Source organism: Ruegeria sp. YTSC199 (genome assembly GCF_059609725.1).
Window position 1 is genome coordinate 98,361 of sequence record NZ_JBXWMF010000015.1, and the last position, 26,499, is coordinate 124,859.

The following is a 26,499-nucleotide window of genomic DNA, read 5'->3' on the forward strand; positions in this document are numbered from 1 at the left end:
TCAGGTGGCGCTAGGGATCAATACGCACAGACCCCTGTGCTAATTTGCAGGGGAACCCTCAAGCTGAGACATGATCTCGCCAATCACTTTTTCCCACATTTCCGGCGGTTGCGCGCCCGGAACTGCGTGTTGATTGGCCACGATGAAGGTCGGAACCGATTGGATGCCCATCTGGCGGGAATGGGTATCGCGGTTGCGGATGTCCTCGCGGTCGGCGTCGGACTTCAGCAATTTCTGTACTACGGCAGCGTCCATGCCGATGCTGTCAGCGATATCGGCCAGCACTTCGTGGTCGCCGATGTCGCGGGCCTGCACGAAATAGGCATCGAACAGGGCATCCACGGCATCATTCTGCTTTCCCTCGATTCCGGCCCAGTGGATAAGGCGATGGGCGTCCAGCGTGTTGGGGGTGCGTTTCATCCCCTCAAAGTCGATGCTGAGCCCGGCTTTCTCGGCGTGCTCAACCACCGGAGCGTAAGCGCGCACGGCACCGTCTTTGCCGCCGAATTTGTGCTCCAGATACTCACGCCGATCCATGCCTTCATCCGGCATTTCGGGGTTCAGCTGGAACGGATGCCACTCGATCACCATAGGGTGATCCGGAATTGCGGCCAGTGCTTTGTCCAGTTGGGTTTTACCGATATAGCACCATGGGCAGATCGGATCGGACATGATGTCGAGTTTGACGGTCTGGGTCATGGTGTGGTCGCCTTGAAATAGGCCGGCAGAGCCCGGCGCAGGAGTTTGCCATTACCACCGGTCGGAAGCTCGGGCAGGTGAATGAACGCACGCGGCTGTTTGTACCGCGCCAGATTTGCCTCCACATAGGTTTGCAATGCGCTGTCGTCCAGCTTTTCCGGCCCGGTATAGAAGGCTGCTATCACGAATGTGTCTTCTTTGACCTCAACTGCCGCCGCGCCAACCTGTGTGATCCCAGGGAATTTAGACAATGTGGCCTCGACCTCGACTGGAGAAACGCGATAGCCGCCCGCATTCATCATGTCATCGTCGCGGCCCAGATAGGTGATCTGCCCGTCGACGGCCATGGCACCCTGATCGCCGGTCAGGAACCAATCGCCCTGCATCCGCGCCTCGGCCTCGTCAGGCGCGTTGAGGTAGGTCAGCATCAGGCCGGGATCCGAGCGGTGAATGGCGATGGTGCCCTCTTGCCCCTGCGGTACCGGGCCATCCGGCCCAAGGATCGCAACACGGCGGCCCGGTTGCGGTTGCCCCAGCGACTCGCCCCGTGCGGGATGGGCCGGGCTGGACGATATAAAGGTGGAACACTCGGACATGCCGTAGGCTTCGTAGAGTTCAGTCCCGGTCGCCTCAACCCACTGCGCGTGCAGGTGCCGCGACAGTTTCTCACCCGCGCAGAGGCCGTGGCGGAGCGCGGGAAGGTGCATGTTTGCCGGCGTTTTCAGCAGTTTGCGATACACGCCGGGCGCCGCTGCAAAGATCGTTGCTTGGTGCTGCTGCAGCAAGGTGGGCAGTGCGTCCGGATCGGTTCCAGGTTGGGGGATCAAAGCAGTTGCGCCAATGGTCCAGGGATCCATCAACCCGGTGCCCAGCGTATAGGTCCAGTTGAACGCACCCGCATGGCACAGGCGATCCGTATTCCGCAGTCCGTACCAACCATCGATCATCATCTGGCGCGCCCAGATTGCGCGATGCGCATGGGCCACCGCGCGGGGTTTGCCGGACGTGCCCGAGGTGTAGACGACATAGGCCAGTCGCTCGGGGTTGCCCATCTGAAACTCGGCTGCGGGCAAAGTTCGCATCTCGGTCAGTTCGGCCAGAGCAATCTGCAACGGGTGCGGCGCGCAGGCGACGGCCGGGTCCCGCAGGATGGCAGCCGGTTGCAGGTCCGCGATCATGCGCGCGGTTTCCGGCTCGGTCAGTTGCGAGGATGTCGGTACGGGCACAATCCCGACCGCAATGGCCCCGAGGTAGGCAATGGGGAAATCGACCGTGTTCCCCAACCGCATCAGCGCAACGTCACCCGGTTTAAGCCCGGCACGCAGCAAACCGGTGGCAGTACCCAGAATGGCCGACTTCAGCGCGCGATAGGTCCAGTCTTGGGCCCCGTCAGGGCGCAGAACCGACAAGGCGATTTTGTCCGGATCATCATCCGTTCGTCGCAACACATGTGCAGCCAGGTTGAATGGCGCGGGGCAGGGCAAAGGCGGCCCCTGATCAAAAACAGACAGCATGGCCACTGGCTACCTTGGTGCTTGGCGCGTTGCAAGCGGGACGGGCTGGGCCTATAGAGTTGCGCATGAGCACCAATGAACAGCCTTCACTGATCCGCATTGCGCGGGACTCGGGCAACCACGCCGAGCTCGAACCGCTTGATCTGGGCGCGCGCGTGCGCCAATTGCGCAAGGCGCGGAACTGGACGCTGGAACAGGCGGCCTCGCAAGCAGGGCTTGCGCGCTCGACCCTTAGCAAGATCGAAAACGGGCAGATGTCACCCACGTATGACGCGCTGAAAAAGCTGGCGATCGGGTTGGAGATTTCGGTGCCGCAACTGTTCACGCCGCCGCAGCGGGATCAGGTAATCGGACGTATGTCCGTGACGCGTATGGGCGAAGGGGCCGCGCATCCCACGACGACGTATGAACATGAGCTACTGGCCGAGAACCTGACGAAAAAGCAGATGTTGCCGTATCGCGCCCGCGTGCGTGCGCGGTCAATGGATGAGTTTGATGGCTGGGTGCGCCACGATGGCGAAGAGTTCCTGTATGTGCTGACAGGGGTCGTCCAGCTTTACACCGAGTTCTACGAACCCGTCGAAATGCGTCGGGGAGACAGCGCTTATTACGACGGCAGCATGGGACACAACGTGATTTCGGTCAGTGACGAGGATGCAACGATCCTCTGGGTCACATCACTTGCTTAAAGACCGGCTGAACTCTCGGTTCAGGCCTTCGGTAAACAGAAAATCCTCAAGCTCTTCGTGTGCTTCATTCACGGTCAGGTGGTGGCGTTCGGCCAAATACGCTTCGAACCCTTTGCGGTCTTTGCTCAGCCGCACCTTGTCCTGATCGCGCAGGTTTGGAAAACGCCGTTTTGCACGAGAGTACATAGCGTCCCAGTCTTGCGTCAGGTCAGTCCAGTTCAACATTTGTCAGCTTTCCGTAATTCGGGTTTCACGGCTGCTCGGCCCTCATATCAGGGTACGGAGGGCATAGGGGTCCAAGTGCATGACAAAATGTCGCACCTGGTTTGCGCTTACGTAGGGTTAATGAGGCCCGCCACACTGATCGCGCGACGGGCCTACGGACCTGAGGTGTGAGTGAGTGGAGGCCGGTCCGCAAAACTCGGGTCTGACGTGTTGAATGATCAGCTATCTAGCGAATTTATCACAATTAATCCGATCAACCGGTGCGCCAAAACACGCGTAGGCTATATCGTTGGGGGGCGATCCGTAAAGCCCCTTGTGGCTATTTTTAATGCATTAGCTGGAAATGGGTGTTTTCGCTATATGTAGATAATTGCAGATACGTCTGCGCAATATGTGGGTGTATTTGGTGCGTGTGCCAAATTCCGCCGAAAGGTGCGACCATTTGGCGTGGCACAACTTAGGATACTAACCTGCAGATATGAAAAATCTGCGCGTTGAAGGCTATGGGGCTGATCGCGCCAACGATCCTGCCGATTTGGTCACTCTTCATACCACCAGACCTGTGGCATGTATTCCGGCCCATCACCATAAATCGGCACAGTCTGGGGCTGTTTCAGTTCTTTGGCATGAGCGATACGTCCGACGTCGAAATTCCAGATCGGTATGACATAACGTCCGGCGGTCAGAACCCGGTCCAGCGCGCGGGTGGCGGCTACGAAATCCTCGCGACTTTCCGATGCCAGCATCGCGTCGATCAACCCGTCCACCGCCGGAGAGGCAACACCCATCAGGTTGCGCGTACCCGGAGTGTCGGCGTTTTCACTACCCCAATACAGGCGCTGTTCATTGCCCGGCGACAGGGACATGGCACGGCGGAAGAAAGTCATGTCGAAATCCAGTTCGGCATTACGGCCGGTAAACTGGGCACTATCCACTTGTTCGACGGTGACCTGAATCCCGAGCCTTTCAAGCGCACGGGTATAGATTTCGATGGCCGTCTGGCCCTCAGTATCACCTTGTTGCAGCAGGACGGTGACGGCGAAGTCTTCACCGCTCTGATTACGCAACACTCCGTCCTGAACGGTCCAGCCCGCCTCGGTCAACAACTGGTTCGCCTTGCGGATATTGGCGCGGTTGCGGGCCGAGCCGTCGCCAACAGGCAGGGCATACCCTTCAAGCGCTCCGGGTGGCAGGTCGTCGGCATAGGGCTGTAGCAACTCTGCAACGCGGCCGGTGGCGGGGCCGGGCTGCATACCCAGATCAGACCCGGAAAAATATGATGTGATCCTGGGTTGTGTGCCGCCGGTGATCGTATCGTTGATGTATTCGAAGTTGAACGCCAAAATCAGTGCCTCGCGCACACGCCAATCGTCGAAGGGGGCTTTGCGGGTGTTCATGACGAACCCGGTCATGCCCGACGGCTTGCCGTGCGGGATCTCGGTCTTGATGACATCGCCGCGTTGAACGGCGGGGAAGTTGTACTGCGTGTCCCATTTGTCGGCATTGAATTCCCGTACCGCCGTCAGTGCGCCAGCTTTAAACGCTTCAAACAGGACTGTGCCGTCGCCGTAGAATTCGATCCGCATCTCATCGAGGTTCATGGTGCCGCGGCGGAAGGGGATATCAGCACCCCAATAGTCGGGGTTCCGGCGCAAGGTCACATAGCGACCGGCCTCATAATCATCGACTACATAGGGCCCCGATCCGACTGGAACATCATGCAGCGCCGAGTCGGCGAAATTCTTCCCCTCCCACTGTGCTTTCTGCAGGATCGGGCGGAGGCCGGTGATCAGGGCCAGTTCCCGATCCGGTTCGTTGAAGGTGATCCGTACCGTGCGCGGGCCGGTTTGTTCGATGCTGTCGATCTTGCCCCACAGCCCGCGGTAACGAAGGTGCCCTTCGGTGCCCAGCGTCTGATACGACCAGACAACATCGTCCACGGTTACCGGGCTGCCATCCGAAAACCGGGCGTTTTCGCGCAGGGTAAATTCGACCCAGGAACGGTCCGGCGCAGTCTCAACTGATTCGGCTAACAACCCGTAAAGAGTGAAAGGTTCGTCCCAGGATCGGCCCATCAGGCTTTCGTGGGTCCAAAAACGCAGCTGCCAGGGTACGGTTCCTTTCTGTACGAAGGGGTTCAGACTGTTAAAGCCGCCGGTATTGCCGAAAACAACTTTGCCGCCTTTCGGTGCCTCGGGGTTGGCATAGGGCAGAGACACAAAATCCGGTGGTAGGGCAGGGTCACCGTACATAGCTATGCCATGGGCCGATTCTGCATGAGCAATTGTGGCGGCAAAAACAGAAGCGATTCCCGCAATCACAGGGCGAACGGGGCGTAGAAAATCGGGGCGCATTTTGGAAACAATCCTGCTCTGGCCTTATTTTGTTGGGATTCACCGTACCGATGATTTTTCTTGTTTTCAAACTTTTAGCTTGGACGAAGGCGGGGAATTGCGTATAAAGGGTGCACTGCTCGATAGGTTTCTTGCCTGTATGAAACCTGCCTCAATAACTTAACGCCCGCTTCGTGCGGGCGTTTTTTTTGGCATTTTTCCGTGTGGCTTCAGAAGCCGGGTGTTTCCCCGTTTTCTTTGCAGGTGCAGCATGGCACTGTGCGCGGGAAGCAGAAATTGAGGGAGAGAACCCATGAACCTTTCGGGAAAAACAGCGATCATCACGGGATCGAATTCGGGGATCGGTTTGGGCGTCGCGCGCGAACTGGCGAAAGCCGGGGCCGATGTGGTTCTGAACTCGTTCACCGACCGGGAGGAAGATCACGCGCTGGCCGCCGAGATTGCGCAAGAGACCGGCACCAAGGCGCGCTATATCAAGGCGGACATGTCCGTTGCTGGCGAATGTCGCGCGCTGATCGAAAAGGCGGGGGCTTGCGACATTCTGGTGAACAACGCGGGCATTCAGCACGTCGCGCCGATCGACCAGTTCCCGGTAGACAAATGGGATGCGATCATCGCAATCAACATGAACTCGGCCTATCACACCATGGCGGCGGCGCTGCCGATGATGCGCGCGGCCGGCTGGGGACGGATCGTGAATATCGCCTCGGCGCACGGGTTGACGGCATCACCCTTCAAGGCGGCCTACATCGCGGCGAAACATGGCGTTGTCGGGATGACCAAGACAGTGGCACTGGAAACCGCGCAGGAGCCGATTACCTGCAACGCGATCTGCCCGGGCTATGTACTGACACCGCTGGTCGAGGCTCAGATTCCCGACACGATGAAAGAATACGACATGAGCCGCGAGGACGTGATCAAGAACGTCATGTTGGAACGTCAGCCCTCGAAAGAGTTCGCAACGGTTGAACAGTTGGGCGGAACCACGGTGTTCCTGTGTTCGGATGCGGCGGCGCAGATCACCGGGACGACGATCTCGGTAGATGGTGGCTGGACTGCCCTTTGACCTAGGAGGCGCGCGGTGAAACGGATCAATCTGGCTCTTCAGGGCGGTGGCGCGCATGGTGCGTTCACATGGGGTGTTCTCGACCGGCTGCTGGATGAGAAGGATATCGAGGTTGCGGCGATCACCGGAACCTCGGCCGGGGCGCTCAATGGTGCGGCGTTCAAGTCCGGTATGGTTCGGGATGGGCGTGACGGTGCGCGCGCCAACCTGAACAGGCTATGGGAGCGGATGGGCGCGATCGGGGACATGCGCTTTGCCAATTGGATGCAGGCCATCGAGCCCGCGCAAGTTGCACAGGCTATGGAGTATTCCCTGCCGTTTTCCGTTGGGGATGCGTGGTCGCGGCTGGTGTCGCCCTATGCCTATGGCCCGTTCTACCGCAACCCGCTGGAGCCTGTGGTGGACCGGTTCAACTTCGATGAGATTTGCGCCGATGAGGGCCCGCGTTTGCATGTCTGCGCGACCTGCGTGCGCAGCGGCAAGATCCGGGTTTTCACCGGGGATGAGATTTCGACAGATGCGATTTTGGCCTCGGCCTGTCTGCCGACCCTATTTCAGGCGGTTGAGATTTTTGACCCCAAGTCGGGCCGAACCGAGGCTTATTGGGATGGCGGGTATACCGGCAACCCGGCGCTTTACCCGCTGTTCAACAACGACCTGCCCGATGACGTGGTGATCGTGAATATCAACCCGCTGGAACGCGACGAGGTGCCAAAAACGCCGCAGCAAATCCAGAACCGGATCAATGAGATCAGCTTTAACTCTTCCCTGTTCCGCGAACTGCGCGCGATCAGTTTCGTTCAGCGGCTGCTGACCGAAGGGAAACTGAGGGCAGGTGAGATGAGCCGCGTTCTGATTCACATGATCGCGGATGACGCGCTGATGAACGAACTGTCGGTGGTGACAAAAACGGTGCCGAACCCGGTCGTTCTGCACAAGCTGAAAGAGGCCGGGCGCGCAGCGGCTCATCGGTTTATCAAGGATCACAAAGCCGATTTGGGCGAACGGAGCACCGTTGACCTGCCCGAGATGTTTGGCTGATTATTCCGGCGGCTGCGTCGGGTCTTTTTCGTTCGGATAGACCAGCCCGGCAGAAATCACCAGCTTTGCGGCCTCCTCGATCGACATGTCCAGCAGGATCACGTCCTCTTCGGGGAAGAACAGCAGAAAACCCGAGGTCGGGTTGGGCGTGGTCGGGACAAAAACGCTCAGCAGTTCACCACCGGTTTCAGCGCGCTCGCTGACCTCGCCTCTGGCGGTGGTCGAGACGAAACCAATCGCCCAAATGCCGCGACGAGGGTACTGGATAAGGCAGGCTTTCTCGAACGACCGTTCGGTCTGGGCAAACACCGTTTCCGAGATCTGCTTGATCCCGGAATAAACCGAGCGGACCACGGGCATCCTGTCGACGACGCTTTCGGCGAAGTGGATCAGCGAGCGGCCGAGGATGCCCTTGGCGACCCAGCCGACGAGGACGGTGAAGATCAGGAAGATCACCACTCCAACACCGCGCAGGTTCACGCCCACATATTCCTCCGGTTGGAATTGCTGCGGGATCAGCGGCAGTACCGCGCTGTCGACCCAGCCCACGACCGACCAGATCAGCCAGATGGTCAGCCACACAGGTGCAATGACGACGACGCCCGTCAGAAAAGACGCGCGCAGTCGGGAAAACAGACCCGGTCGGCGGTGTGGTTCTTCGTCAAAGGGCGTGTTCATTGCAGTCCTGAGTGGTTTGCGGATTTAGTTAAGCAGTCCGGGGCCTTGGTACAATAGGCTTATGTAACTCAGTCTGAGGCCAGCGCTCGCGCGATGCTGGCGGCCAGTTTCGCGTTGTTGCGCACCAGTGCGATATTGGCGGTCAGTGAGCGGCCCTCGGTCTGTTCGTAAATCCGCTGCAGAAGGTAAGGTGTGACGCCTTTACCAGTGATCCGGTGAGTGTCCGCGTCGGCCTGGGCCGAAACGATGATGGGGGCCAGTTCGTCGGCTGGAATTTGATCGGCGGCGGGGATCGGGTTGGCGATCAGCTGACCTCCGGGCAGGCCAAGCGCGCGGCGGGCGGCATGCGCTTTGGCGATGTCCCCGGCTGTGTCCATGCGTAGGGGCGCGGTATAGGGCGATTGGGCAGACCAAAAGGCAGGAAATTCGTCCTGACCATGGGCGATGACCGGAACGCCCAGTGTTTCCAGAACTTCCAGCGTTTTCGCCAGATCAAGGATCGCTTTTGCGCCTGCCGCTACAACGGTTACAGGAGTTTGCGCCAGCTCGTGCAGATCAGCGGAGATGTCGAACGTGGTTTCGGCCCCCTTATGCACTCCGCCAATGCCGCCAGTGGCAAAGACCTCGATCCCGGCAAAATGCGCGGCGATCATGGTCGCGGCCACCGTGGTAGCCCCGGTGCCACCGGTGGCGATACAGGCGGCCATGTCGGCACGCGACAGTTTGGCAACGCCTTGGGCCTGACCCAGTGCACTTAACTCGTCAGTTTCCAAGCCTACCTGTAGTTTGCCGTCGATCACCGCAATCGTGGCCGGAACGGCGCCCGCGTCGCGGATATCCTGTTCAACTTGTGCCGCGACCTCGATGTTCTGAGGGTAGGGCATCCCGTGGGTGATGATGGTGCTTTCAAGCGCGACGATGGGTTGGCCTACGTCTTTTGCGGCGCGGACCTCGGCGGAATATTGGATGTCGATCACAGTGGGGTTTCTCCGGATACGTATGTTGCGGCGGCGTTCAGAGCGCGGGTCAGGGCCTCATCGCTGGATGCTCCGCCGGATTCTGATGCGATATGGGCAGCCATGAATGTGTCGCCTGCACCGGTCACGCGGGTGACCAAGACGGGCGGGGGTGTTTGGGTCAGGATTCCATCTGCGCTGCCGATGGTGGCCGAGTTGCCGCCATCCGTGACCAGCACCCGCAACGCGCCACGGCCCAGCAAGTCTTTGGCGGCGCTCTCGGAATCCGTGAATTCACAATGACACAGGATGCCCGCTTCTTCGAGGTTCACATAAAGTGTCGCGCGGGCGTGTTTCAGGAATGGAAGCAGGCGTTCGGCTTTTCCAGGCGACGCCGGGGCCACGCGCAGGTCAGCGCGCGCAAAAGCGGGGCTTTGCGCGATTTCTTCCAGCAGGGTCAGGGTCAGATTGCCGTCCAGCGCGATGGGACCTTCGAATGGCGCATTCTCATTGCCCAGAGGACCATGCATCAGAGGGCGCAGAATTTTCGCCCCCGCAGCCTCAAGCGAATGCGCGTCGGCGATTGCGGCGATCAAGCCGTTGGCGCCTTCGACAGCCATGTATCGGTCGGTCGGCAAATCCTGGGAGCGATAGATGTGGTCCGTCACCATTCCCAGACGGGCGCAGGCGTTGACCAATTCATCGCCTTCGGGGTCGCGGCCAATGGCGGTCAGCAGGGTCGGGGTCATGCCAAATCGCACCAAGGTCATGGCAATATTCATGGCCACACCACCGGGCAGGCGGGTAATCCGCCCCGGCACGTCCGAGCCCTGCCGCATAGCGCTGGCCGAGCGTCCGATAACGTCCCACAGGACCGAGCCGATACACAGGATTTCACTGTTCTGAGTCATGACAAACTCATGCCGCAGCCCCGGCGCGGGCGCAAGGGTTAACGCTCACATCGCTTCGGTCAGGGTTTTCAGCGCAGCGACCGGGTCGTCCTGCGACCAGATTTCTTCCCCGATGCCGAAGAAATCCGTGTGTGGGGCAATGTCGCGGATCAGCTCTGCGGTCAGGCCACCTTCGGCAACAACCGGAACCTCAATCATCTCGGACCACCACTGAAACAGGTCCTTTTCGGCGATGGTTCCGTCACCCAGAGCCGACGTGCCGACCGGACCGAAGGCCACGTAATCCGCGCCCGTTTCACCAGCGGTCATGCCGTCATGGCTGGAGGCACCGCAGAAGCTGCCGACGATGGCATCCGTGCCCAATTCCTTGCGCGCAGCCCGGACCGAGCGCGCACCGTCGTCCAGATGAACCCCGTCCAGCCCAAGCCGTTGCGCCAGCAGAACGTGGTTCGAAATCACGATCGCCACATCCCGCGCATGGGCGACCTCACGGCAGGCATCGGCGGCGCGGGCGATGGTGTCTTCGTCATTGCCCGCCAAAGCCAGCCGAATACAGGCGATCTCGGTGCTGTCCAGCACGCGGCCTAACTGCTCGGGGAAGATGCTGAGCGCAATGGTCGGAGGCGTAATCAGGTAAATCTGCGGCTGCTCGGGGGTGTCCATGGCGCGTCCTTCGGCTTTTGTCTTTGGCGCGGTTTAGCGGATTGCGCCGGGGAAGCAAACTTTTATGGCATTCGGGGAGTAATTAGCCGCCTCAGCGCCTTGCTCTGTTGGGGCACGCCTATTACAGCATCCCGAAGTTTTCCGGAGACAGCCATGCCCAGCGATAAATCTCAGCCCTCCTTTGTGCTCGTGCGCCCGCAGATGGGCGAAAACATCGGAGCCGCCGCGCGGGCAATGTGGAATTTCGGGCTGGACCGAATGCGGATCGTGGCGCCGCGTGACGGGTGGCCGAACCCCAAGGCGGTGGCGATGTCCAGCGGCGCAGGGCGGTTGCTGGATGAGGCGCAGCTGTTCGATGACTTGGGCGGTGCTTTGGCCGATAGTACCTTTGTCTTTGCCACCACGGCACGGCAGCGGGGCTTGACCAAGCCGGTTTTCAGCCCGGAGCGCGCCATGCAGATTGCGGCCGAAAAGGTAGCGGCAGGTGAGAAGGTGTCGGTGCTGTTCGGTCCCGAACGTGCAGGGCTTGAGAACGAAGATATCGCCAAGGCCAACGCCATCATCTCGGTGCCGGTGAACCCGGAATATGCCTCGCTGAACCTCGGCCAATGCGTGCTGCTGACTGCTTATGAGTGGATGCGCCAGACCGGGGACGTGGTGCATGAGGCCACCGATCTGGGCAAGGGTGACTGGGCCACGGGCATCGAGGTTGAAAAGCTGGTCGAACACTATGAGGACCGGCTGGAAGAGGCCGGGTTCTTCTACCCGCCGGAAAAGGCTGAAGGGATGAAGACCAACCTGCGCAATCTGTGGTCTCGGATGCGGATGACGCGGGCGGATGTGCAGATGCTGCACGGGATCATGCGGCAGATGGTCCGCTGGAAGGACAAGGGCTGAGGCTGGACCTATCTCCACTCAGGCCCTAGCTTGCGACGAAATTCAGGACATGAGGACGGCATGAGCGGTAAGCGCAGCATCTTCGAAGAGGTCTCGGACGCCGAGAAACAACAGGCGGTGCAACCCGGCATGATCGACAGGGGCCGCGGTGGTGCGCGCGGCGCAATCCGCGTCTGGCTAATGATCCTGTTTGCGCTGGTCGTCGTGATGATTGCCGTTGGTGGCCTGACACGCCTGACCGACAGCGGGTTGTCGATCACCGAATGGCGCCCGGTCACCGGGGCCATCCCGCCAATGACCGAGGTCGATTGGCAGGCGGAGTTCGACAAGTACAAGCAGATCGACCAATGGCGCATCCAGAACCAGTGGATGGAGCTAAGTGATTTCAAATCGATATACTGGTGGGAATGGGGCCACCGCCAACTGGGCCGTGTGATCGGGCTGGTCTGGGCGCTTGGCTTCCTTGGCTTCCTCGTGGCGAGGAAAATTCCTACGGGCTGGACCGGCAAGCTACTGATCCCCGGCGTTCTGGGCGGTGTGCAGGGGGCCGTAGGCTGGTGGATGGTCGCCTCGGGCGTGACACAGGGCGAGGGCATGACCGCCGTCGCCAGTTATCGCCTGGCGGTACATCTGGGGCTGGCCTTCGTGATCCTTGGCTTCCTTGCCTGGTATATCTTTGAGCTGGGCCGCGAGGAACGCGACCTGATGCAGGCCCGCCGCGCGAAAGAGGCAAAGCTGTTTTCGTTGTCGACCGGACTCATGCATTTCGCCTTTTTGCAAATCCTCATCGGCGCACTGGTCGCCGGGATCGACGCAGGGCGGTCTTACACCGACTGGCCGCTGATCGGCGGGCAGTTGTTGCCGCCTGATGCGACGATGCTGGAACCGATGTGGCGCAACTTCTTTGAAAGTCCGGGTCTGGTGCAGTTCATCCACCGATGCGCGGGATACCTGCTGTTCATCTTCGCCATCATTGTCTGGCGGCGCGGCAGCACCAGCGCGCACCCACAGACACGGTTTGCCTTCAACGCAGCCTTTGCGGCGCTGTCGCTGCAGGTGGTTATCGGCATCCTGACCGTCGTCTACGCCGCCCCGTGGCAGCTTGCCATCATCCACCAGTTCATGGCCGTCGTTGTCTGGACGCTGATCCTGCGTGCGCGGTTCCTGACTGCATACCCAATCGCCACTTCAATCCGCGGAGCCTGACCCCTATGACCGCCTATGACGACCTGATGGCCTTTCAGCGCGAAACTTCGGCCCTCGGGCAGATTGCCGGGCGGTTGGGCTGGGATCAGGAAACGGTGATGCCACGCGGCGCGGCCCCGCAGCGCGCCGAAGAGATGGCCGCGATCGAGGCGGTGCTGCACGCCCGCCGCTCTGACCCGCGCGTGGCCGACTGGCTGGAGCAGGCCGACCCACAAGACGATGTGGCTCGCGCCCAACTGCGTGACATCCGCCGGTCTTATGAGCGGACGGTCAAAGTGCCCGCCGAACTGGCCAAGGCGATCGCGCGCGTGACCTCTGCCGCGCAAGGCAGCTGGGCACGGGCCCGCGCCGAGGAAGACGTGGCTGCATTCCTGCCCGTGCTGCAAGAGGTCGTTGACCTGAAACGCGAGGAAGGCGCGGCGTTGGCACAGGGTGGTGATGTCTACGACGCCATGGTCGAGGATTATGAACCCTACACAACGGGCACACAGATTGCCGAGATTTTTCACCAGATGCGTCCGCGTCTGGTCGCCCTGCGCGCGGCAGTTCTGGACAAACCAGCGCCGCAAGCATTGACCGGAACGTTCGACGAACTGGCGCAGATGCATCTGTCGCAGAAATTGGCGACCACCTTCGGTTATGACCTGAACACCGGCCGCGTGGATAAGGCCGTGCACCCGTTCAGTTCAGGCAGCGGGTTGGACGTGCGCATCACCACCCGCACCAGCGAGATCGACCCGTTCAACTGTTTCTACTCGACCATTCACGAGGTGGGCCACGCCGCCTATGAACAGGGCATCAACCCGGCCTATGCGCTGACACCATTGGGGCAGGGCGTGTCGATGGGCGTGCATGAAAGCCAGAGCCGGATCTACGAGAACCAGCTGGGCCGCTCGCGCGCATTTACCGGCTGGCTCTACGGTCAAATGGTGGAGACTTTCGGAGATTTTGGGATCACGGATGCCGACGCCTTCTATGCCACGGTGAATGGTGTCCACAACGGCTATATCCGCACCGAGGCGGATGAGGTGCAGTACAACCTGCACATCATGCTGCGCTTTGATCTGGAGCGCGCGTTGATGGCCGGAGACTTGCAGGTCAGTGACCTTGAGGCTGCGTGGAACGACCGGTTCAAGGCCGATTTCGGATATGCGGTCGACAAGCCCTCAAACGGGTGCCTGCAGGATGTGCACTGGTCGGTCGGGCTGTTTGGCTACTTCCCGACCTATTCGCTGGGCAATGTCTATGCCGGGTGCCTTTATCAGGCCTTGCGCGCAGCGGTACCGGATCTGGATAGGCAACTGGCCGAAGGAGATACATCCGGTGCAACCGATTGGTTGCGGGAAAACCTGCAGCGTCACGGCGGGCTGTACGCCCCGCGCGACACCATCCAGCGCGCCAGTGGTATGGAGCCGGGTCCGGAGCCGCTGCTCAGCTATCTCGAGGACAAGTTCGGCAGGCTCTACGATCTGTAGCCGTCACGTTCCTGTGTTGCGGCATGGGTGTTCCTGCCGCAGCCGTTACAGTGCTCCGTAACCGTTGCCGGAGGGGCTCTTGTCATTCAGTCGCAAACTTAAGACCCAAGCCGCGACGGCACTGACCAGCCGCGGCCTCCTGACCTCTCGCCGCTATGTGCAGGAGATCAAACGGAGGCTGGCCCGACGACCTCATGTCGTCCGGTATTTCCATGATGTATCAGACCCCTACAGTTTACTGACGGTGCAAGTGTTGCAGCAGCTTGAAAGCAGATACAGCATCAGCCTTCAGCCTTACCTGATTTCCGGTCCGCCGCAGGACATGGTTCCCGCGCCCGAGGAATACCGGCGCAATGCAGTTCGCGATGTCATGCGTTTGGCCAATCGCCTTGGTCTTGTCCAGCCATCGCTTTCCGAAACCGATTCTCAGGTCGTTGCAAAAGCTGAAAGAATATTGGCCGGAGTGCTGGGTAGAGATGACTTTGGTCCGAAAGCACAGGCCGTGACACAGGCATTGTGGACAGGCGTGCCACTTCCGGACGGGCCAGAGGCAGACCCGGTGCCTGCAAAGAAAGCGGGTGATCAGGTCCTTGCCGCGGTGGGGCATTACCAAGGTGGGTGTTTTGCCTATGGGGGCGAGAGCTATTGGGGACTCGACCGGCTGCACTATCTGGAAGCCAGGCTGCAGGACTTGGGGTTGGGTGAAAAGTCCAAGCCGATTGTGCCCGATATTGCCTCAGAGCCACAAATCGCAAAGGGTGAAGAAATCGAGTTCTTTTTCTCTTTCCGTAGCCCTTACTCCTATCTGGCATTTGACCGTGTTCGCAACCTTGCCCGCAGCGGTCAGGCAAATCTGGTCCTTAGGCCTGTGCTGCCCATGCTGATGCGCGGCCTACCGGTACCACCGGCGAAGTCCTCATACATCCTTCATGATTGCACCCGCGAGGCGTGGCGATTGGGTATCCCATTTGGGTGTATTTCCGATCCTTTGGGGGCGGCGGTTGAGCGTGGCTACGCCTTGATGGACTACGCAGAGGCGCATGGGCGATTGGCCGAGTATTGCTCGGCTTTCATGACGTCTGTGTGGTCGCGCGGGATAGATGCCGCCACGGATGATGGTCTGGCCAGAATCACGAAAGTTGCATGTCTGGATTGGGACGAAGCGAAAGCGGAATTAGGGTCGTCCACCTGGCGCAATCGGGTCGAGGCCAACCAGAATCGCTTGCAGGAAATCGGCCTGTGGGGCGTGCCTGGCTTCCGCCTCAAAGGGCAGAGCATCTGGGGGCAAGACCGCTTATGGGTGATCTCTGATCTATTGTGCAAGGGTTAAAGGGCAAAGAAGAAGGCGCTGCAGTTTGGTGCAGCGCCTTTTTTAACTTATTCCGGGGTTTGTTCGTCGTCGTCCTCATCGCCCTGATCTGCGATCCAGGCGACGCTGACGACCTCTTCGCCCTTGCCGGTGTTGAACACCTTCACACCGCCCGCATTGCGGGATCGGAACGAGATGCCATCGACCGGAACCCGGATCGACTGACCCTTGGAAGTGGCAAGCATAATCTGGTCGTCGATCTCAACCGGGAACGAGGCCACAAGCGCTCCGCCACGCATCCCCTTGTCCATCGCCGCGACGCCCATACCACCGCGCCCGCGAACCGGATAATCGTGGCTGGAACTGAGCTTGCCCGAACCGCCAGTCGTGATCGTCAGGATCAGGTTTTCGGCGGCCGACATTTCGGCATAGCGTTCTTGCGTGATGGAGCCGGGGGTTGCTTCATCCTCATCGGTCTCACCATCATCGGCGATGCCTGCAACGGCACGGCGCATCTTCAGATAGGCGGCACGTTCATCCGGCGCGGCCTCAAAGTGACGGATCACCGACATCGAAACAACGCGATCGCCATTGGTCAGCCTGATGCCGCGCACACCGGTGGATTCGCGCGAGTTGAAGACGCGCACATCTGTGGTCCGGAAGCGGATCGCGCGGCCGGAATTGGTGACCAGCATCACGTCTTCATCCTCGGAACAGATGCGGGCGTTTACCAGTTCCACATCCTCTGGCAGCTTCATTGCGATCTTGCCGTTGCGACGGACGTTGGTGAAGTCTGACAGACGGTTGCGCCGCACATCGCCCGCGCTGGTGGCGAAGACGATCTGCAGGTTCTCCCACTCTTCATCCGGGACATCCACCGGCATGATCGCAGCGATGGAAACCCCGGTCGGAATCGGCAGGATGTTGACGATCGCCTTGCCCTTTCCGGTCCGGCTGGACTGCGGCAGGCGCCAGGTTTTGAGCTTGTAGACCATGCCTTCGGTAGTGAAGAACAGCAGTTGGGTATGCGTGTTCGCCACGAAGAGGTTGGTAACTACGTCCTCTTCCTTGGTCTGCATCCCAGACAGGCCTTTGCCTCCACGTTTCTGCGCGCGGAAATCGGCCAGCGGTGTGCGCTTGATGTAACCGCCGGAAGTCACGGTCACGACCATATCCTCGCGCTCGATCAGGTCCTCGTCTTCCATGTCGCCTGACCAGTCGACGATCTCGGTACGACGCGGCACAGCGAACTGTTCACGGACGCTTCGCAGTTCATCGCCGATGATCGACATGATGCGCTCGCGCGAAGACAGAATATCAAGGTATTCCTTGATCTTGGCGGCCAGTTCCTCCAATTCGTCCGTGACCTCTTTAACGCCAATTTGGGTCAGACGCTGCAAGCGCAAGTCTAGGATGGCGCGGGCCTGAACTTCGGTCAGGTTATAGGTGCCGTCGTCGTTCATCTTGGACAGAGGGTCGTCGATCAGGCGCAGATAGCCTTCGATCTCTGCCGCGGGCCAACGGCGTGTCATCAGCTTTTCGCGCGCCTCGGCGGCGTCTGCCGACGACCGGATGGTGGCAACCACTTCGTCCACGTTCGAGACGGCCACAGCCAAACCACACAGGATGTGGCTGCGTTCGCGTGCCTTGCGCAGGTCGTAGGCGGTGCGACGGGCGACAACATCTTCACGAAAGTCGATGAAGGATGTCAGGAACCGGCGCAGGGTCAGTTGTTCGGGCCGTCCTCCGTTCAGCGCCAGCATATTGCAGCCAAAGGACGTCTGCATCGGCGAGAAGCGGAACAATTGGTTCAGAACCACCTCAGGCGTGGCGTCCCGCTTTAGTTCGACCACTACTCGTACACCGTTGCGGTCAGATTCATCCTGCACGTGCGACACGCCTTCGATGCGTTTCTCGCGTACTGCCTCGGCGATCTTTTCGATCATTGCGGCCTTGTTCACCTGATAGGGGATCTCATCCACGACAATGGCATAGCGGTCCTTACGGATCTCTTCGACACGTGTCTTGGAACGGATGATGACGCTTCCGCGACCCTCCAGATATGCTTTACGCGCGCCAGAACGGCCCAGCATTACACCGCCAGTCGGGAAGTCCGGGCCGGGGACATATTCGATTAGCTGTTCCGAGGTCAGGTCTGGATCGTCGATCAGCGCCAGTGTCGCATCGACCACTTCACCCAGGTTGTGTGGCGGGATATTGGTCGCCATACCTACGGCGATACCACCGGCACCGTTGACCAGCATGTTCGGAAAGCGGGCGGGTAGAACGGTCGGCTCCCGATCTTTGCCGTCATAGTTGTCCTGAAAATCGACCGTCTCTTTTTCGATGTCGGCCAGCAGGGCGCTTGCGGGTTTGTCCATCCGTACTTCGGTGTAGCGCATGGCGGCTGGGTTATCGCCGTCCATCGAACCAAAGTTGCCCTGACCATCCAGCAACGGCAGCGACATCGAGAAATCCTGCGCCATCCGCACCAGCGCGTCATAGATCGCGCTGTCACCGTGCGGGTGATACTTGCCCATCACATCGCCGACCGGACGGGCCGACTTGCGGTACGCCTTGTCGTGGGTATTCCCGGTTTCATGCATCGCATAAAGGATGCGTCGGTGCACCGGCTTCAGACCATCGCGCAGATCGGGGATCGCGCGGGACACGATGACCGACATGGCATAGTCCAGATAGGACGTGCGCATCTCGGATTCGATAGACACCGTCGGGCCGTCGTAAACGGGGCGCTCGGGCGGGGTTTCATCCATGTTTTCAGGAGTATCTGGCGTATCGCTCACGTAAACTGCCCGTGTATTGTTCTGGGTCTATATCTTGTGGATGTACCTTATCAGACCCGGCACATAAGGTGCAAGCAAGCAAGCCTTTTGATCGCGAAAAACACCGGTAACACCAGAGTAACATATTGTTAACTAAGGATTAGGGGGTTTTTGTGTTACCATGAAGAGACCTTGCAACAAGATTGGAGGTCTGCATGGAGCAAAGCGAAACCGAATTGATGCTCAAGGGGTACGGGCTGACGACGGCGGAATTCTTTTACCACATGCCCGACTACATCCATGTTCTGAACACGTTCATCTGGCAGGATTACGATCTGGCGCCGGACCATCCGAAACTGTTCGATTTCATCGACTTCTGGCAGCGCGAGATTGAAGGTCCGCTGCATTCGGTCCGGTTCACGCACCGCAAGATGATCGCACCCGGAGAATGGCGCAACATGGTGGGTGAATTCAGGGTAAATTGAGTATCAGGTCATGTTTTTTGGCTAGTAACGATTGAGACGCATTATTTTTTTTGGTGCTTGGGTTATGGTGTCGGCCAAATTGTTGGTCACATACGGAATCGCTTAATGTCCCGAGTATTGTTTCTTGCTGCCGCTTTGTTGATCGGCGGACCTGCCGCTTCCGAGGGCGTTCTGGGCAAAATCAAAAAAGGTGCGGAAAACGCGGCCGATGCCATCGGGCACGGGGCCGAAGCGGTGGGTGACACCGTGGGAAAAGGCGCTGAAGTCGTCGGCGAGACCGTCAACTCGACCGCCGATCTGGTGACGAACGAGGCCACGCCGGAAGAGACCCGCGCCAAGTTGGACCTGATGGCCAGCGAGGTACTGACCCAGCTTTTGGCGGAAAACCCCGAGGCGGACGAATTGTTCGGCATCAGCGCAGGCTATGCGGTGTTCGACTCGCGCAAGGTCACAGTTTTCCCGGTCTCGGCCGGGTACGGGCGCGGGGTGGCGGTATCAAGAGACACAGGTCAACACACCTATATGAACATGGGGACAGGCGGCGTTGGCGCGGCGGTGGGCATCGGTGGGTTCGAGACCAAATTCGTGATCCTGTTCGAAGCCCAGGCTGATCTGGGAAAATTCATTGAACAAGGCTACGACGCGACCGCAGAAACCGGGGCCATGTATGGCGAAGACCGCAGCGGAGAAACCGTGCGGTTCACTGATGGTCGCTCGTTCTTTGTGTTGGGCAAGAAAGGCTGGCGGGTCTCGGCCGGAGCGTCCGGCACGAAGTTCTGGAAATCCCCCGAACTGAATTGATCAACCCGAGCAGCTTGCTCCGCCCAGAACGCAGAATTTGGCGCAATGCGGGTGGTTCAGGTGCACATCTGCTTCGGCCTCGGCCAGAGTATGACCCATCTCGAACTCAGGCGCGTAAGGCAGCAGGGTGCAAGCCAGAACTGCCGGCCGGTCTGCGCCCTTGCGTTTCACGACCATTCGGGCACTGGCGCACATCACCGCATCGGGTGACTTGTTCAAAATGCCCCAGCAGGCGGTGGTGATTTCAGGAACCTCGACGGCCTCGTCCATCTCAGGGAACAGGACAGTTTGACCGGGGTTTTGCGCGTCGATGTCCAAGCTGTGTTCCTTGAAAAACGCCGCATACCCGGCACGGCTTTCGGCATCGGTGTCGCCCCAGACGGTGCGTCCGGCGACGGTCATGTTGAAGCCATTGTCACGCAGCCATTCCATTCCAACCAGGGTTTTGGCGAAGCTGCCTTTGCCGCGTTCTTCGTCATGTAATTCGGGACGGTAATGATCGACCGAAATCCGCAGCGTCAGCTTGTCGCCAAAGTCACGTTGCAGGTTCAGCAGACCCTCGCGCATCTTGCGGCGCATCATCGGCTGCATTGCGTTTGTCAGGATCAACACGTCGTAGCCACGATCCAGCGCGGCGTGGGTCATGGCAATCATGTCAGGATTCATGAACGGCTCACCGCCGGTGAACCCGATCTCGCGAACCGGCCAGTTACGGGCTTCGATCTGGTCCAGGTAATCCCGCACCTCATCGGCGGTGATATAGACCAGCGCGTCATTGGTCGGGCTGCTTTCGATATAGCAGTTGAGGCATTCGATGTTGCACAGGGTTCCGGTGTTGAACCAAAGCGTTTCCGGATTGCTGAGCGCAACGGATGCCCGCGTTTGCCCGTCAGCTGTCACCAATTTGTCCTGAAACTTGCCGATATTGGCGCTCTGAAGGGCGTTGTCTTTCATTCCGGTATCCGGTTCTGTGCTGTCCAAGAAGTGACTTAGCCTTTCAGAACCGGTTAGTTAAGGGTATCGCGCCGCACCTGACAGAGTTTTGATGAGCGAAAAAAATACAAAAATGATTGCGCTAACATTAGACATGTCCGCAGGGGTAAGGTAGGGAAAACACATGGTTTCTCGTGTCATACCCGTTGACCCGTTCGATCTGGTCATTTTCGGCAGTACCGGCGATCTTGCACAGCGCAAGATCCTTCCGGCACTGTTCCGGAGGTTTTGTGCAGGGCAATGGCCGGATAACGTGCAGATCATCGGTGCCGCCCGTGCCGTTTATGACCGGGATGCGTTCCGGGACATCGTCGCCGAATCGTTGCGCAGTCATGCGCCCCGGCAATGTCAGGATGTCGGTGCGCTGAATTCTTTTCTTCAACGTGTCGACTATGTGCCGCTGGATGCGCTGTCGGATGAAGGGTGGGACGTGCTGGCGGCAAAACTGACCGTCGACCGGGTGCGGGCCTTCTATTTCTCGGTCGGGCCGCGCTTGTTTGGTCCTTTGGCGGAAAGCATCAAATCGCACAGGCTGGCGACGCAACAGACAAGGATTGTTGTGGAAAAGCCATTTGGTCACGATCTGGAAAGTGCCCGATCCTTGAATGCGACGCTGGCCAAACATTTTTCCGAAGGGCAAATTTACCGGATTGATCACTACCTGGGCAAGGAAACTGTTCAGAACCTGATGGCCGTGCGGTTTGGCAATATGCTGTTCGAGCCGCTCTGGAACAGCCAGTATGTCGATCACATCCAGATCACGGTGGCCGAGTCCGTTGGCATTGACGGGCGCGAGGAATACTATGATCGCGCGGGTGCCATGCGCGACATGATGCAGAACCACCTGATGCAGCTGCTCTGCCTGATCGCGATGGAGCCTCCGGCCAAATTCGACCCGGACGCGGTGCGGGATGAAAAGCTGAAAGTTATACGCGCGCTGGACCCGGTCGAGCCGCATCACATTGTGCGCGGCCAGTTCGAAGGCGACGGCCCCAGCTATCGTGAGGTTGTGGGTAATCCGCGCTCGACGACAGAAAGCTATGTCGCGCTTAAGGCGCATGTCAGCAATTGGCGGTGGGCGGGGACTCCGTTCTACTTGCGGACCGGCAAGCGACTGGTGGCGCGGTCCTCGGTTATCAATGTGATGTTCAAGGACGCGCCGCATTCGATCTTTGGTGAGGATGCCGGGCGGCACGCCAACGTATTGTCGATCCGGCTGCAGCCGAACGAAGGCATCACGCTGAAGGTGACGATCAAAGAGCCGGGCCCGGGGGGGATGCGTCTGGTCGACGTGCCTCTGGACATGAGTTTTGCCGAAGCGCTGGGGTCGGAAAACCAGGACCCGCCGGACGCTTATGAGCGGCTAGTGATGGACGTGATCCGCGGCAACCAGACCCTGTTCATGCGCGGCGACGAGGTCGAGGCCGCCTGGGCCTGGACCGACCCGATCATCGCGGGCTGGCAGGCGCGCGGGGATGTCCCCAAACCCTATGAATGTGGCAGCACCGGCCCGGGCGACGCCGAGCTGCTGATGAAACGAGACGGTCGCCGCTGGCAAGGGATAAACCCATGAAACTACAGGAATACGCCGACAGGGATATGCTGGCTATCGACGTTGCAAATGAGTTGGCGGGCGAACTGGAATCAGCCTTGCTGCATCATGACGTGGTCTCGATGGCGGTTCCGGGGGGCACCACGCCCGGCCCGGTTTTTGACGTATTGTGCGCTGCAGACTTAGAATGGGACCGGGTGCGAGTTCTGCCCACTGATGAACGCTGCGTACCTGGCGACCATGAGCGTTCGAACGAACGCCTTATCCGCGAGCGGCTGCTGACCAACCGCGCCTCATCGGCGCAATACATCCCTCTTTACGTGCCCGGCGAAGAGCCCGAGGACGTACTGCCGGAACTCGAAAGCCTGATAGCGCCGATCCGCCCATTGTCGGTGTTGGTTCTAGGCATGGGCGAGGACATGCATACCGCGTCTCTGTTCCCAGGCATGGATGGGCTTGAGGCCGCGCTTGACAGTCACGCGCCCCCGCTGGCGGTTGCGCGGACCGATGTGCAGCCCGAGCCCCGGATCACTCTGACTGCTCCGGTTCTGGAAGGCGCCTTGTCGAAACACCTGATTATCTTTGGTGCGGCCAAGCGGGACGCGCTGGAACAGGCCATGTCCTTGCCGCCGGAAGAGGCGCCCATTTCGGCGGTCCTAGGCGGCATGACAGTTCACTGGGCGGAGTAAACGCGATGCAACTGGACAAAATCACCGCCTTAGCCAACGAACGGAAAGACCAGACCATCCTCGATCAGTTCGGCAAGGATGCAAACCGGGCCGGGGTGTTTTCGACCTCGACCGGTGATCTGTTGTTCGACTACTCGAAAACCCAAATCGATGCAGAGATCCGGGATGCTCTGATCCAGTTATGCGACGCGGCCGGGCTGGCCGAGCGGCGCGAAGCCATGTTCTCTGGGGCAAAGATCAACGAAACCGAAGGGCGCGCGGTGTTGCACACGGCATTGCGTAACTTGGACGGTGGTCCGGTCGCTGTTGACGGTCTGGATGTGATGCCAGACGTGCTGGACACACTGCAGCGGATGCGGGTCTTCGCCGAAGAGGTGCGCGGCGGCGCGATCACCGGCGCAGGGGGCAGTTTCACCGACGTGGTGAACATCGGCATTGGCGGTTCCGATCTGGGCCCGGTGATGGCGACCCATGCGCTGTCTCCGTATCACGACGGACCAAGGCTGCACTATGTGTCCAATGTAGATGGCGCCCATATCGCCGATACATTGTGTCAACTTGATCCGATGCGGACGCTGGTGATCGTGGCGTCCAAGACCTTTACCACTATCGAGACCATGACCAACGCCCGCACCGCGCGAGCCTGGATGGTTGATGGCGGCGGTGATCCGTCCAAGCAGTTTGCCGCCGTGTCCAGCGCGGTGGACAAGACCGAAGCCTTCGGCATCCCCGAAGATCGCGTGTTCGGCTTTGCCGATTGGGTCGGAGGGCGTTACTCGGTCTGGGGTCCGGTGGGCCTGCCGGTGATGATCGCTGTTGGCTCGAACGCCTTTGACGCCTTCCTGCGCGGTGGGCAGGCGATGGACGTGCATTTCCGCGCCGCGAACTGGGTCGAGAACATGCCGGTAATACTGGCGCTGGTCGGCATCTGGCACCGGCAGGTTCTGGGCCACACCAGCCGCGCGGTTCTGCCTTATGATCAGCGTTTGCTGCGCCTGCCGGCCTACTTCCAGCAGCTCGAGATGGAATCGAACGGCAAATCCGTTGCCATGGATGGCAGCTCGCTTACCTTGCCTTCTGGCCCGGTGGTCTGGGGCGAGCCCGGCACCAACGGCCAGCACGCGTTTTATCAACTGATCCATCAGGGAACCGACGTAATCCCCTGTGAGTTCATGGTCGCCGCCGAAGGACATGAGCCCGAACTGGCACACCACCACCGATTGCTTCTGGCCAATTGCCTGGCCCAGTCCGAAGCGCTAATGCGCGGCCGGTCGCTGGATGAGGCGCGGCAGCGCATGGCCGACAAGGGCCTGCAAGGCGACGAGTTGGAACGTCAGGCCCGTCACCGCGTGTTCCCGGGAAATCGGCCGTCCACGACCCTGATCTATCCGAAACTGACGCCTTTTGTGCTGGGCCAGATCATTGCACTTTACGAACACCGCGTCTTTGTCGAAGGGGTGCTGCTGGGGATCAACTCGTTTGACCAGTGGGGGGTAGAGTTGGGTAAGGAACTGGCGACCTCGCTTGGCCCGATTGTGGACGGTGAGGAAAGCACGGACGGCAAGGATGGCTCAACCGCCGCGCTGGTCGCCTACGCCCTACGCCACCGGGATTAGGTAAGGGTAATCTCGCAGCCTGTCGCTGCGGAAGGCTGCATTCTTTTGTTGTCAGAAAAATAAATGATTGGCAGGATTTCCTCCCAAGCAAGAGCCTTAACGCCTGGGCATTCGGAATCTCCGGCGCGGGCAACAAATGGTTCCGCCAAACAGAAGCGGGGCAACCAAAGGGAGGACGCCCATGCTGGGACAGATGATGACGCAGCCTTTGCTGATTTCGTCGCTGATCAATCACGCCGACAAATACCATGGTCAGACCGAGATCTACTCGGTTGAAACTGACGGTTCGGTGACCGAGACTAACTGGGCAGAAGTTGCGAAAAACGCGCGAAAACTGGCCTCGGCGTTGACCTCGCTGGGGCTAGGGCCGCAGGCCCGGGTCGGGACCTTGGCCTGGAATAACCGTCGGCACCTGGAAGTCTATTTTGCCACGTCGGGCGCAGGGTTAGTCTGCCACACGGTCAACCCACGCCTGTTCCCAGAGCAACTCACCTATATCATCAACCATGCGCAGGATCGGGTGCTGTTCTTTGACGCAACCTTCATCCCGCTGGTTGCTGCGTTGCAGGAGCATCTGACCGAAGTTCAACACTTCGTTCTGATGGGGCCGCGGAATGAAGACGCGGTTGCCCAGATCCCCGGCGTCCAATTTTATGACGACCTGATCGAAACCGGAGATGCGGGCTTTGAATGGCCCAGCTTCGATGAAAACACCGCGTCCAGCTTGTGTTATACATCCGGCACGACAGGGAACCCTAAGGGGGTGCTGTATTCGCACCGCTCGACCGTGTTGCACAGTTTCGGATCGAACACCCGCGACGTGATCGGGTTCTCGGCAATGGATGTTGTGATGCCCGTGGTACCGATGTTCCATGTGAATGCCTGGGGCTCACCCTATGCCTGTGCCATGTCGGGCTCGCGCATGGTGCTGCCGGGGCCGGATCTGCATGGTGAGGCTTTGGTAAAGCTGATCGATACATACGGAGTCACCCTGGCCCTGGGTGTGCCGACGATCTGGCAGGGGTTGCTGGCCTATGCCGCGCAGTCAGGCACTATGCTTGATAGCCTCGAACGCACGGTCATCGGTGGGGCCGCTTGTCCGCCGTCGATGATCGAAACCTTCCGCGAAAGCTACGGTGTCGACACCGTTCACGCCTGGGGCATGAGTGAGATGAGCCCGCTGGGCACCGCAAACCAGCCCTTGGCCAAACATCGAAACCTGCCGCTGGATGAGCAGCACAGACTCAGGGAAAGCCAGGGGCGGCCGTGTTACGGCGTCGAGTTGAAGATCGTGGATGACGACGGCAATGACCTCCCGCATGACGGTGAAACTCAGGGCGATCTTCTGGTGCGCGGGTACTGGGTGCTGGACAGCTACTTCCAGATGCAGGATCAGGAACTGTTGCAGGATGGCTGGTTCGCCACCGGAGATGTGGCCACGCTGGACCCGGATGGATACATGACAATCCGCGATCGTTCGAAGGACATCATCAAATCCGGGGGCGAGTGGATCAGTTCGGTCGAGCTGGAAAACATCGCCGTTGCGCACCCCAAACTGGCGACTGCTGCCGTGGTTGGCGTGCCGCATCCGAAATGGGACGAGCGACCCTTGTTGGTCGCGGTCAAAGCCGAAGGTGAAGAGCCGACCGAAGAAGAGATATTGTCGTTTTACGATGGTAAGACCGCCAACTGGCAGGTGCCGGATAAAGTGGTGTTCGTCGATGCCTTGCCGCTGAACGCCACCGGCAAGGTTCTGAAACGAAATCTGCGAGCAGATTTCGAGAACGCCTTGACGGGTGGTGCTTCTAAATAGGGGGATATGGCTCCGGCGGTAGGGATCGAACCTACGACCAATTGATTAACAGTCAACTGCTCTACCGCTGAGCTACGCCGGAAC

Annotated in this window: 23 protein-coding genes and 1 tRNA gene; 13 read left to right on the top strand and 11 right to left on the bottom strand. The window is 59.6% G+C overall.

Features of this window, described 5'->3' with window-relative positions:
• Nucleotides 1-39: 39 nt before the first annotated feature.
• Both AC2FEE_RS15400 and AC2FEE_RS15405 read right to left on the bottom strand, forming a co-directional pair.
• The gene (locus tag AC2FEE_RS15400; RefSeq protein WP_496866209.1) at nt 40-699 is read right to left on the bottom strand and encodes a DsbA family oxidoreductase; all 660 of its coding nucleotides are present in this window, start codon (nt 697-699) and stop codon (nt 40-42) included.
• Complete coding sequence (locus tag AC2FEE_RS15405) at nt 696-2,213, bottom strand: class I adenylate-forming enzyme family protein (RefSeq protein ID WP_496866210.1); 1,518 nt, start codon at nt 2,211-2,213, stop codon at nt 696-698. The genes AC2FEE_RS15400 and AC2FEE_RS15405 overlap by 4 nt, the downstream gene beginning before the upstream one ends.
• Nucleotides 2,214-2,278: 65 nt before the next feature.
• Between AC2FEE_RS15405 and AC2FEE_RS15410 the strand changes: the two genes are divergently transcribed.
• The gene (locus tag AC2FEE_RS15410) at nt 2,279-2,902 is read left to right on the top strand and encodes a helix-turn-helix domain-containing protein (protein WP_480640279.1); all 624 of its coding nucleotides are present in this window, start codon (nt 2,279-2,281) and stop codon (nt 2,900-2,902) included.
• Here the strand turns inward: AC2FEE_RS15410 and AC2FEE_RS15415 are convergent.
• Entirely contained in the window at nt 2,891-3,127 is a 237-nt protein-coding gene (locus AC2FEE_RS15415) for a hypothetical protein (protein ID WP_170325112.1), read from the bottom strand. The genes AC2FEE_RS15410 and AC2FEE_RS15415 overlap by 12 nt on opposite strands.
• Before the next feature lie 539 nt (nt 3,128-3,666).
• On the bottom strand, nt 3,667-5,481 hold the full coding sequence (locus AC2FEE_RS15420) for an extracellular solute-binding protein (protein ID WP_496866211.1): 1,815 nt from the start codon (nt 5,479-5,481) through the stop codon (nt 3,667-3,669).
• A gap of 292 nt (nt 5,482-5,773) precedes the next feature.
• Here AC2FEE_RS15420 and AC2FEE_RS15425 point away from each other — a divergent pair, with 292 nt between their 5' ends.
• Both AC2FEE_RS15425 and AC2FEE_RS15430 read left to right on the top strand, forming a co-directional pair.
• Nucleotides 5,774-6,547 carry a 3-hydroxybutyrate dehydrogenase gene (locus tag AC2FEE_RS15425; protein ID WP_496866212.1) on the top strand — a complete coding sequence of 258 codons (774 nt, stop codon included), beginning with the start codon at nt 5,774-5,776 and terminating at the stop codon, nt 6,545-6,547.
• 15 nt (nt 6,548-6,562) lie between these two features.
• Complete coding sequence (locus tag AC2FEE_RS15430) at nt 6,563-7,588, top strand: patatin-like phospholipase family protein (protein ID WP_496866213.1); 1,026 nt, start codon at nt 6,563-6,565, stop codon at nt 7,586-7,588.
• On the opposite strand, the gene AC2FEE_RS15435 is transcribed toward AC2FEE_RS15430, so the two are convergent.
• The 4 genes from AC2FEE_RS15435 to AC2FEE_RS15450 all read right to left on the bottom strand — a co-directional run bounded on the left by AC2FEE_RS15435 (nt 7,589) and on the right by AC2FEE_RS15450 (nt 10,796).
• Entirely contained in the window at nt 7,589-8,266 is a 678-nt protein-coding gene (locus AC2FEE_RS15435) for a DUF502 domain-containing protein (RefSeq protein WP_496866214.1), read from the bottom strand.
• 68 nt (nt 8,267-8,334) lie between these two features.
• Nucleotides 8,335-9,243 (bottom strand): pseudouridine-5'-phosphate glycosidase, encoded by a 909-nt coding sequence (locus tag AC2FEE_RS15440; protein ID WP_496866215.1) that lies wholly within the window; start codon nt 9,241-9,243, stop codon nt 8,335-8,337.
• Complete coding sequence (locus AC2FEE_RS15445) at nt 9,240-10,133, bottom strand: PfkB family carbohydrate kinase (RefSeq protein WP_496866216.1); 894 nt, start codon at nt 10,131-10,133, stop codon at nt 9,240-9,242. Before AC2FEE_RS15445 ends, AC2FEE_RS15440 begins: the two co-directional genes overlap by 4 nt.
• 45 nt (nt 10,134-10,178) lie before the next feature.
• Nucleotides 10,179-10,796, bottom strand: a complete 618-nt coding sequence (locus AC2FEE_RS15450; protein WP_496866217.1) for a thiamine phosphate synthase — start codon at nt 10,794-10,796, stop codon at nt 10,179-10,181.
• Between the two features lie 153 nt (nt 10,797-10,949).
• On the opposite strand from AC2FEE_RS15450, the gene AC2FEE_RS15455 reads away from it, so the two are divergent.
• The 4 genes from AC2FEE_RS15455 (at nt 10,950) to AC2FEE_RS15470 (ending at nt 15,704) form a co-directional block, all read left to right on the top strand.
• Complete coding sequence (locus AC2FEE_RS15455; RefSeq protein ID WP_496866218.1) at nt 10,950-11,693, top strand: RNA methyltransferase; 744 nt, start codon at nt 10,950-10,952, stop codon at nt 11,691-11,693.
• A gap of 60 nt (nt 11,694-11,753) precedes the next feature.
• Nucleotides 11,754-12,899 carry a heme A synthase gene (gene ctaA / locus AC2FEE_RS15460; RefSeq protein ID WP_496866219.1) on the top strand — a complete coding sequence of 382 codons (1,146 nt, stop codon included), beginning with the start codon at nt 11,754-11,756 and terminating at the stop codon, nt 12,897-12,899.
• 5 nt (nt 12,900-12,904) lie between these two features.
• A complete protein-coding gene (locus tag AC2FEE_RS15465; RefSeq protein WP_496866220.1) occupies nt 12,905-14,374 on the top strand; it encodes a carboxypeptidase M32 in 1,470 nt (489 codons plus the stop codon).
• Nucleotides 14,375-14,453: 79 nt separating this feature from the next.
• Entirely contained in the window at nt 14,454-15,704 is a 1,251-nt protein-coding gene (locus AC2FEE_RS15470; protein WP_496866221.1) for a DsbA family protein, read from the top strand.
• Nucleotides 15,705-15,751: 47 nt separating this feature from the next.
• Here the strand turns inward: AC2FEE_RS15470 and gyrA are convergent, their stop codons facing one another.
• Nucleotides 15,752-18,487, bottom strand: a complete 2,736-nt coding sequence (gyrA, locus tag AC2FEE_RS15475; protein ID WP_496866222.1) for a DNA gyrase subunit A — start codon at nt 18,485-18,487, stop codon at nt 15,752-15,754.
• Nucleotides 18,488-18,681: 194 nt separating this feature from the next.
• On the opposite strand from gyrA, the gene AC2FEE_RS15480 reads away from it, so the two are divergent.
• Together AC2FEE_RS15480 and AC2FEE_RS15485 are read left to right on the top strand one after the other, a co-directional pair.
• Nucleotides 18,682-18,951: an usg protein gene (locus AC2FEE_RS15480; RefSeq protein WP_170711841.1), complete on the top strand. Its 270-nt coding sequence runs from the start codon at nt 18,682-18,684 to the stop codon at nt 18,949-18,951.
• A gap of 105 nt (nt 18,952-19,056) precedes the next feature.
• Entirely contained in the window at nt 19,057-19,752 is a 696-nt protein-coding gene (locus tag AC2FEE_RS15485) for a lipid-binding SYLF domain-containing protein (RefSeq protein ID WP_496866223.1), read from the top strand.
• Here the strand turns inward: AC2FEE_RS15485 and AC2FEE_RS15490 are convergent, their stop codons facing one another.
• Entirely contained in the window at nt 19,753-20,706 is a 954-nt protein-coding gene (locus AC2FEE_RS15490; RefSeq protein ID WP_496866224.1) for a radical SAM protein, read from the bottom strand.
• Nucleotides 20,707-20,869: 163 nt separating this feature from the next.
• Here AC2FEE_RS15490 and zwf point away from each other — a divergent pair, with 163 nt between their 5' ends.
• The 4 genes from zwf to AC2FEE_RS15510 all read left to right on the top strand — a co-directional run bounded on the left by zwf (nt 20,870) and on the right by AC2FEE_RS15510 (nt 26,415).
• Nucleotides 20,870-22,318, top strand: coding sequence for a glucose-6-phosphate dehydrogenase (gene zwf, locus AC2FEE_RS15495; protein WP_496866225.1), 1,449 nt, complete (start codon nt 20,870-20,872; stop codon nt 22,316-22,318).
• Nucleotides 22,315-22,986, top strand: a complete 672-nt coding sequence (pgl, locus tag AC2FEE_RS15500) for a 6-phosphogluconolactonase (protein WP_496866226.1) — start codon at nt 22,315-22,317, stop codon at nt 22,984-22,986. The genes zwf and pgl overlap by 4 nt, the downstream gene beginning before the upstream one ends.
• 5 nt (nt 22,987-22,991) lie before the next feature.
• Entirely contained in the window at nt 22,992-24,602 is a 1,611-nt protein-coding gene (gene pgi / locus AC2FEE_RS15505) for a glucose-6-phosphate isomerase (protein ID WP_496866227.1), read from the top strand.
• Nucleotides 24,603-24,783: 181 nt separating this feature from the next.
• A complete protein-coding gene (locus AC2FEE_RS15510) occupies nt 24,784-26,415 on the top strand; it encodes a long-chain-fatty-acid--CoA ligase (RefSeq protein ID WP_496866228.1) in 1,632 nt (543 codons plus the stop codon).
• Between the two features lie 7 nt (nt 26,416-26,422).
• Here the strand turns inward: AC2FEE_RS15510 and AC2FEE_RS15515 are convergent.
• Nucleotides 26,423-26,497 (bottom strand) — tRNA-Asn (locus AC2FEE_RS15515).
• Nucleotides 26,498-26,499: the final 2 nt, after the last annotated feature.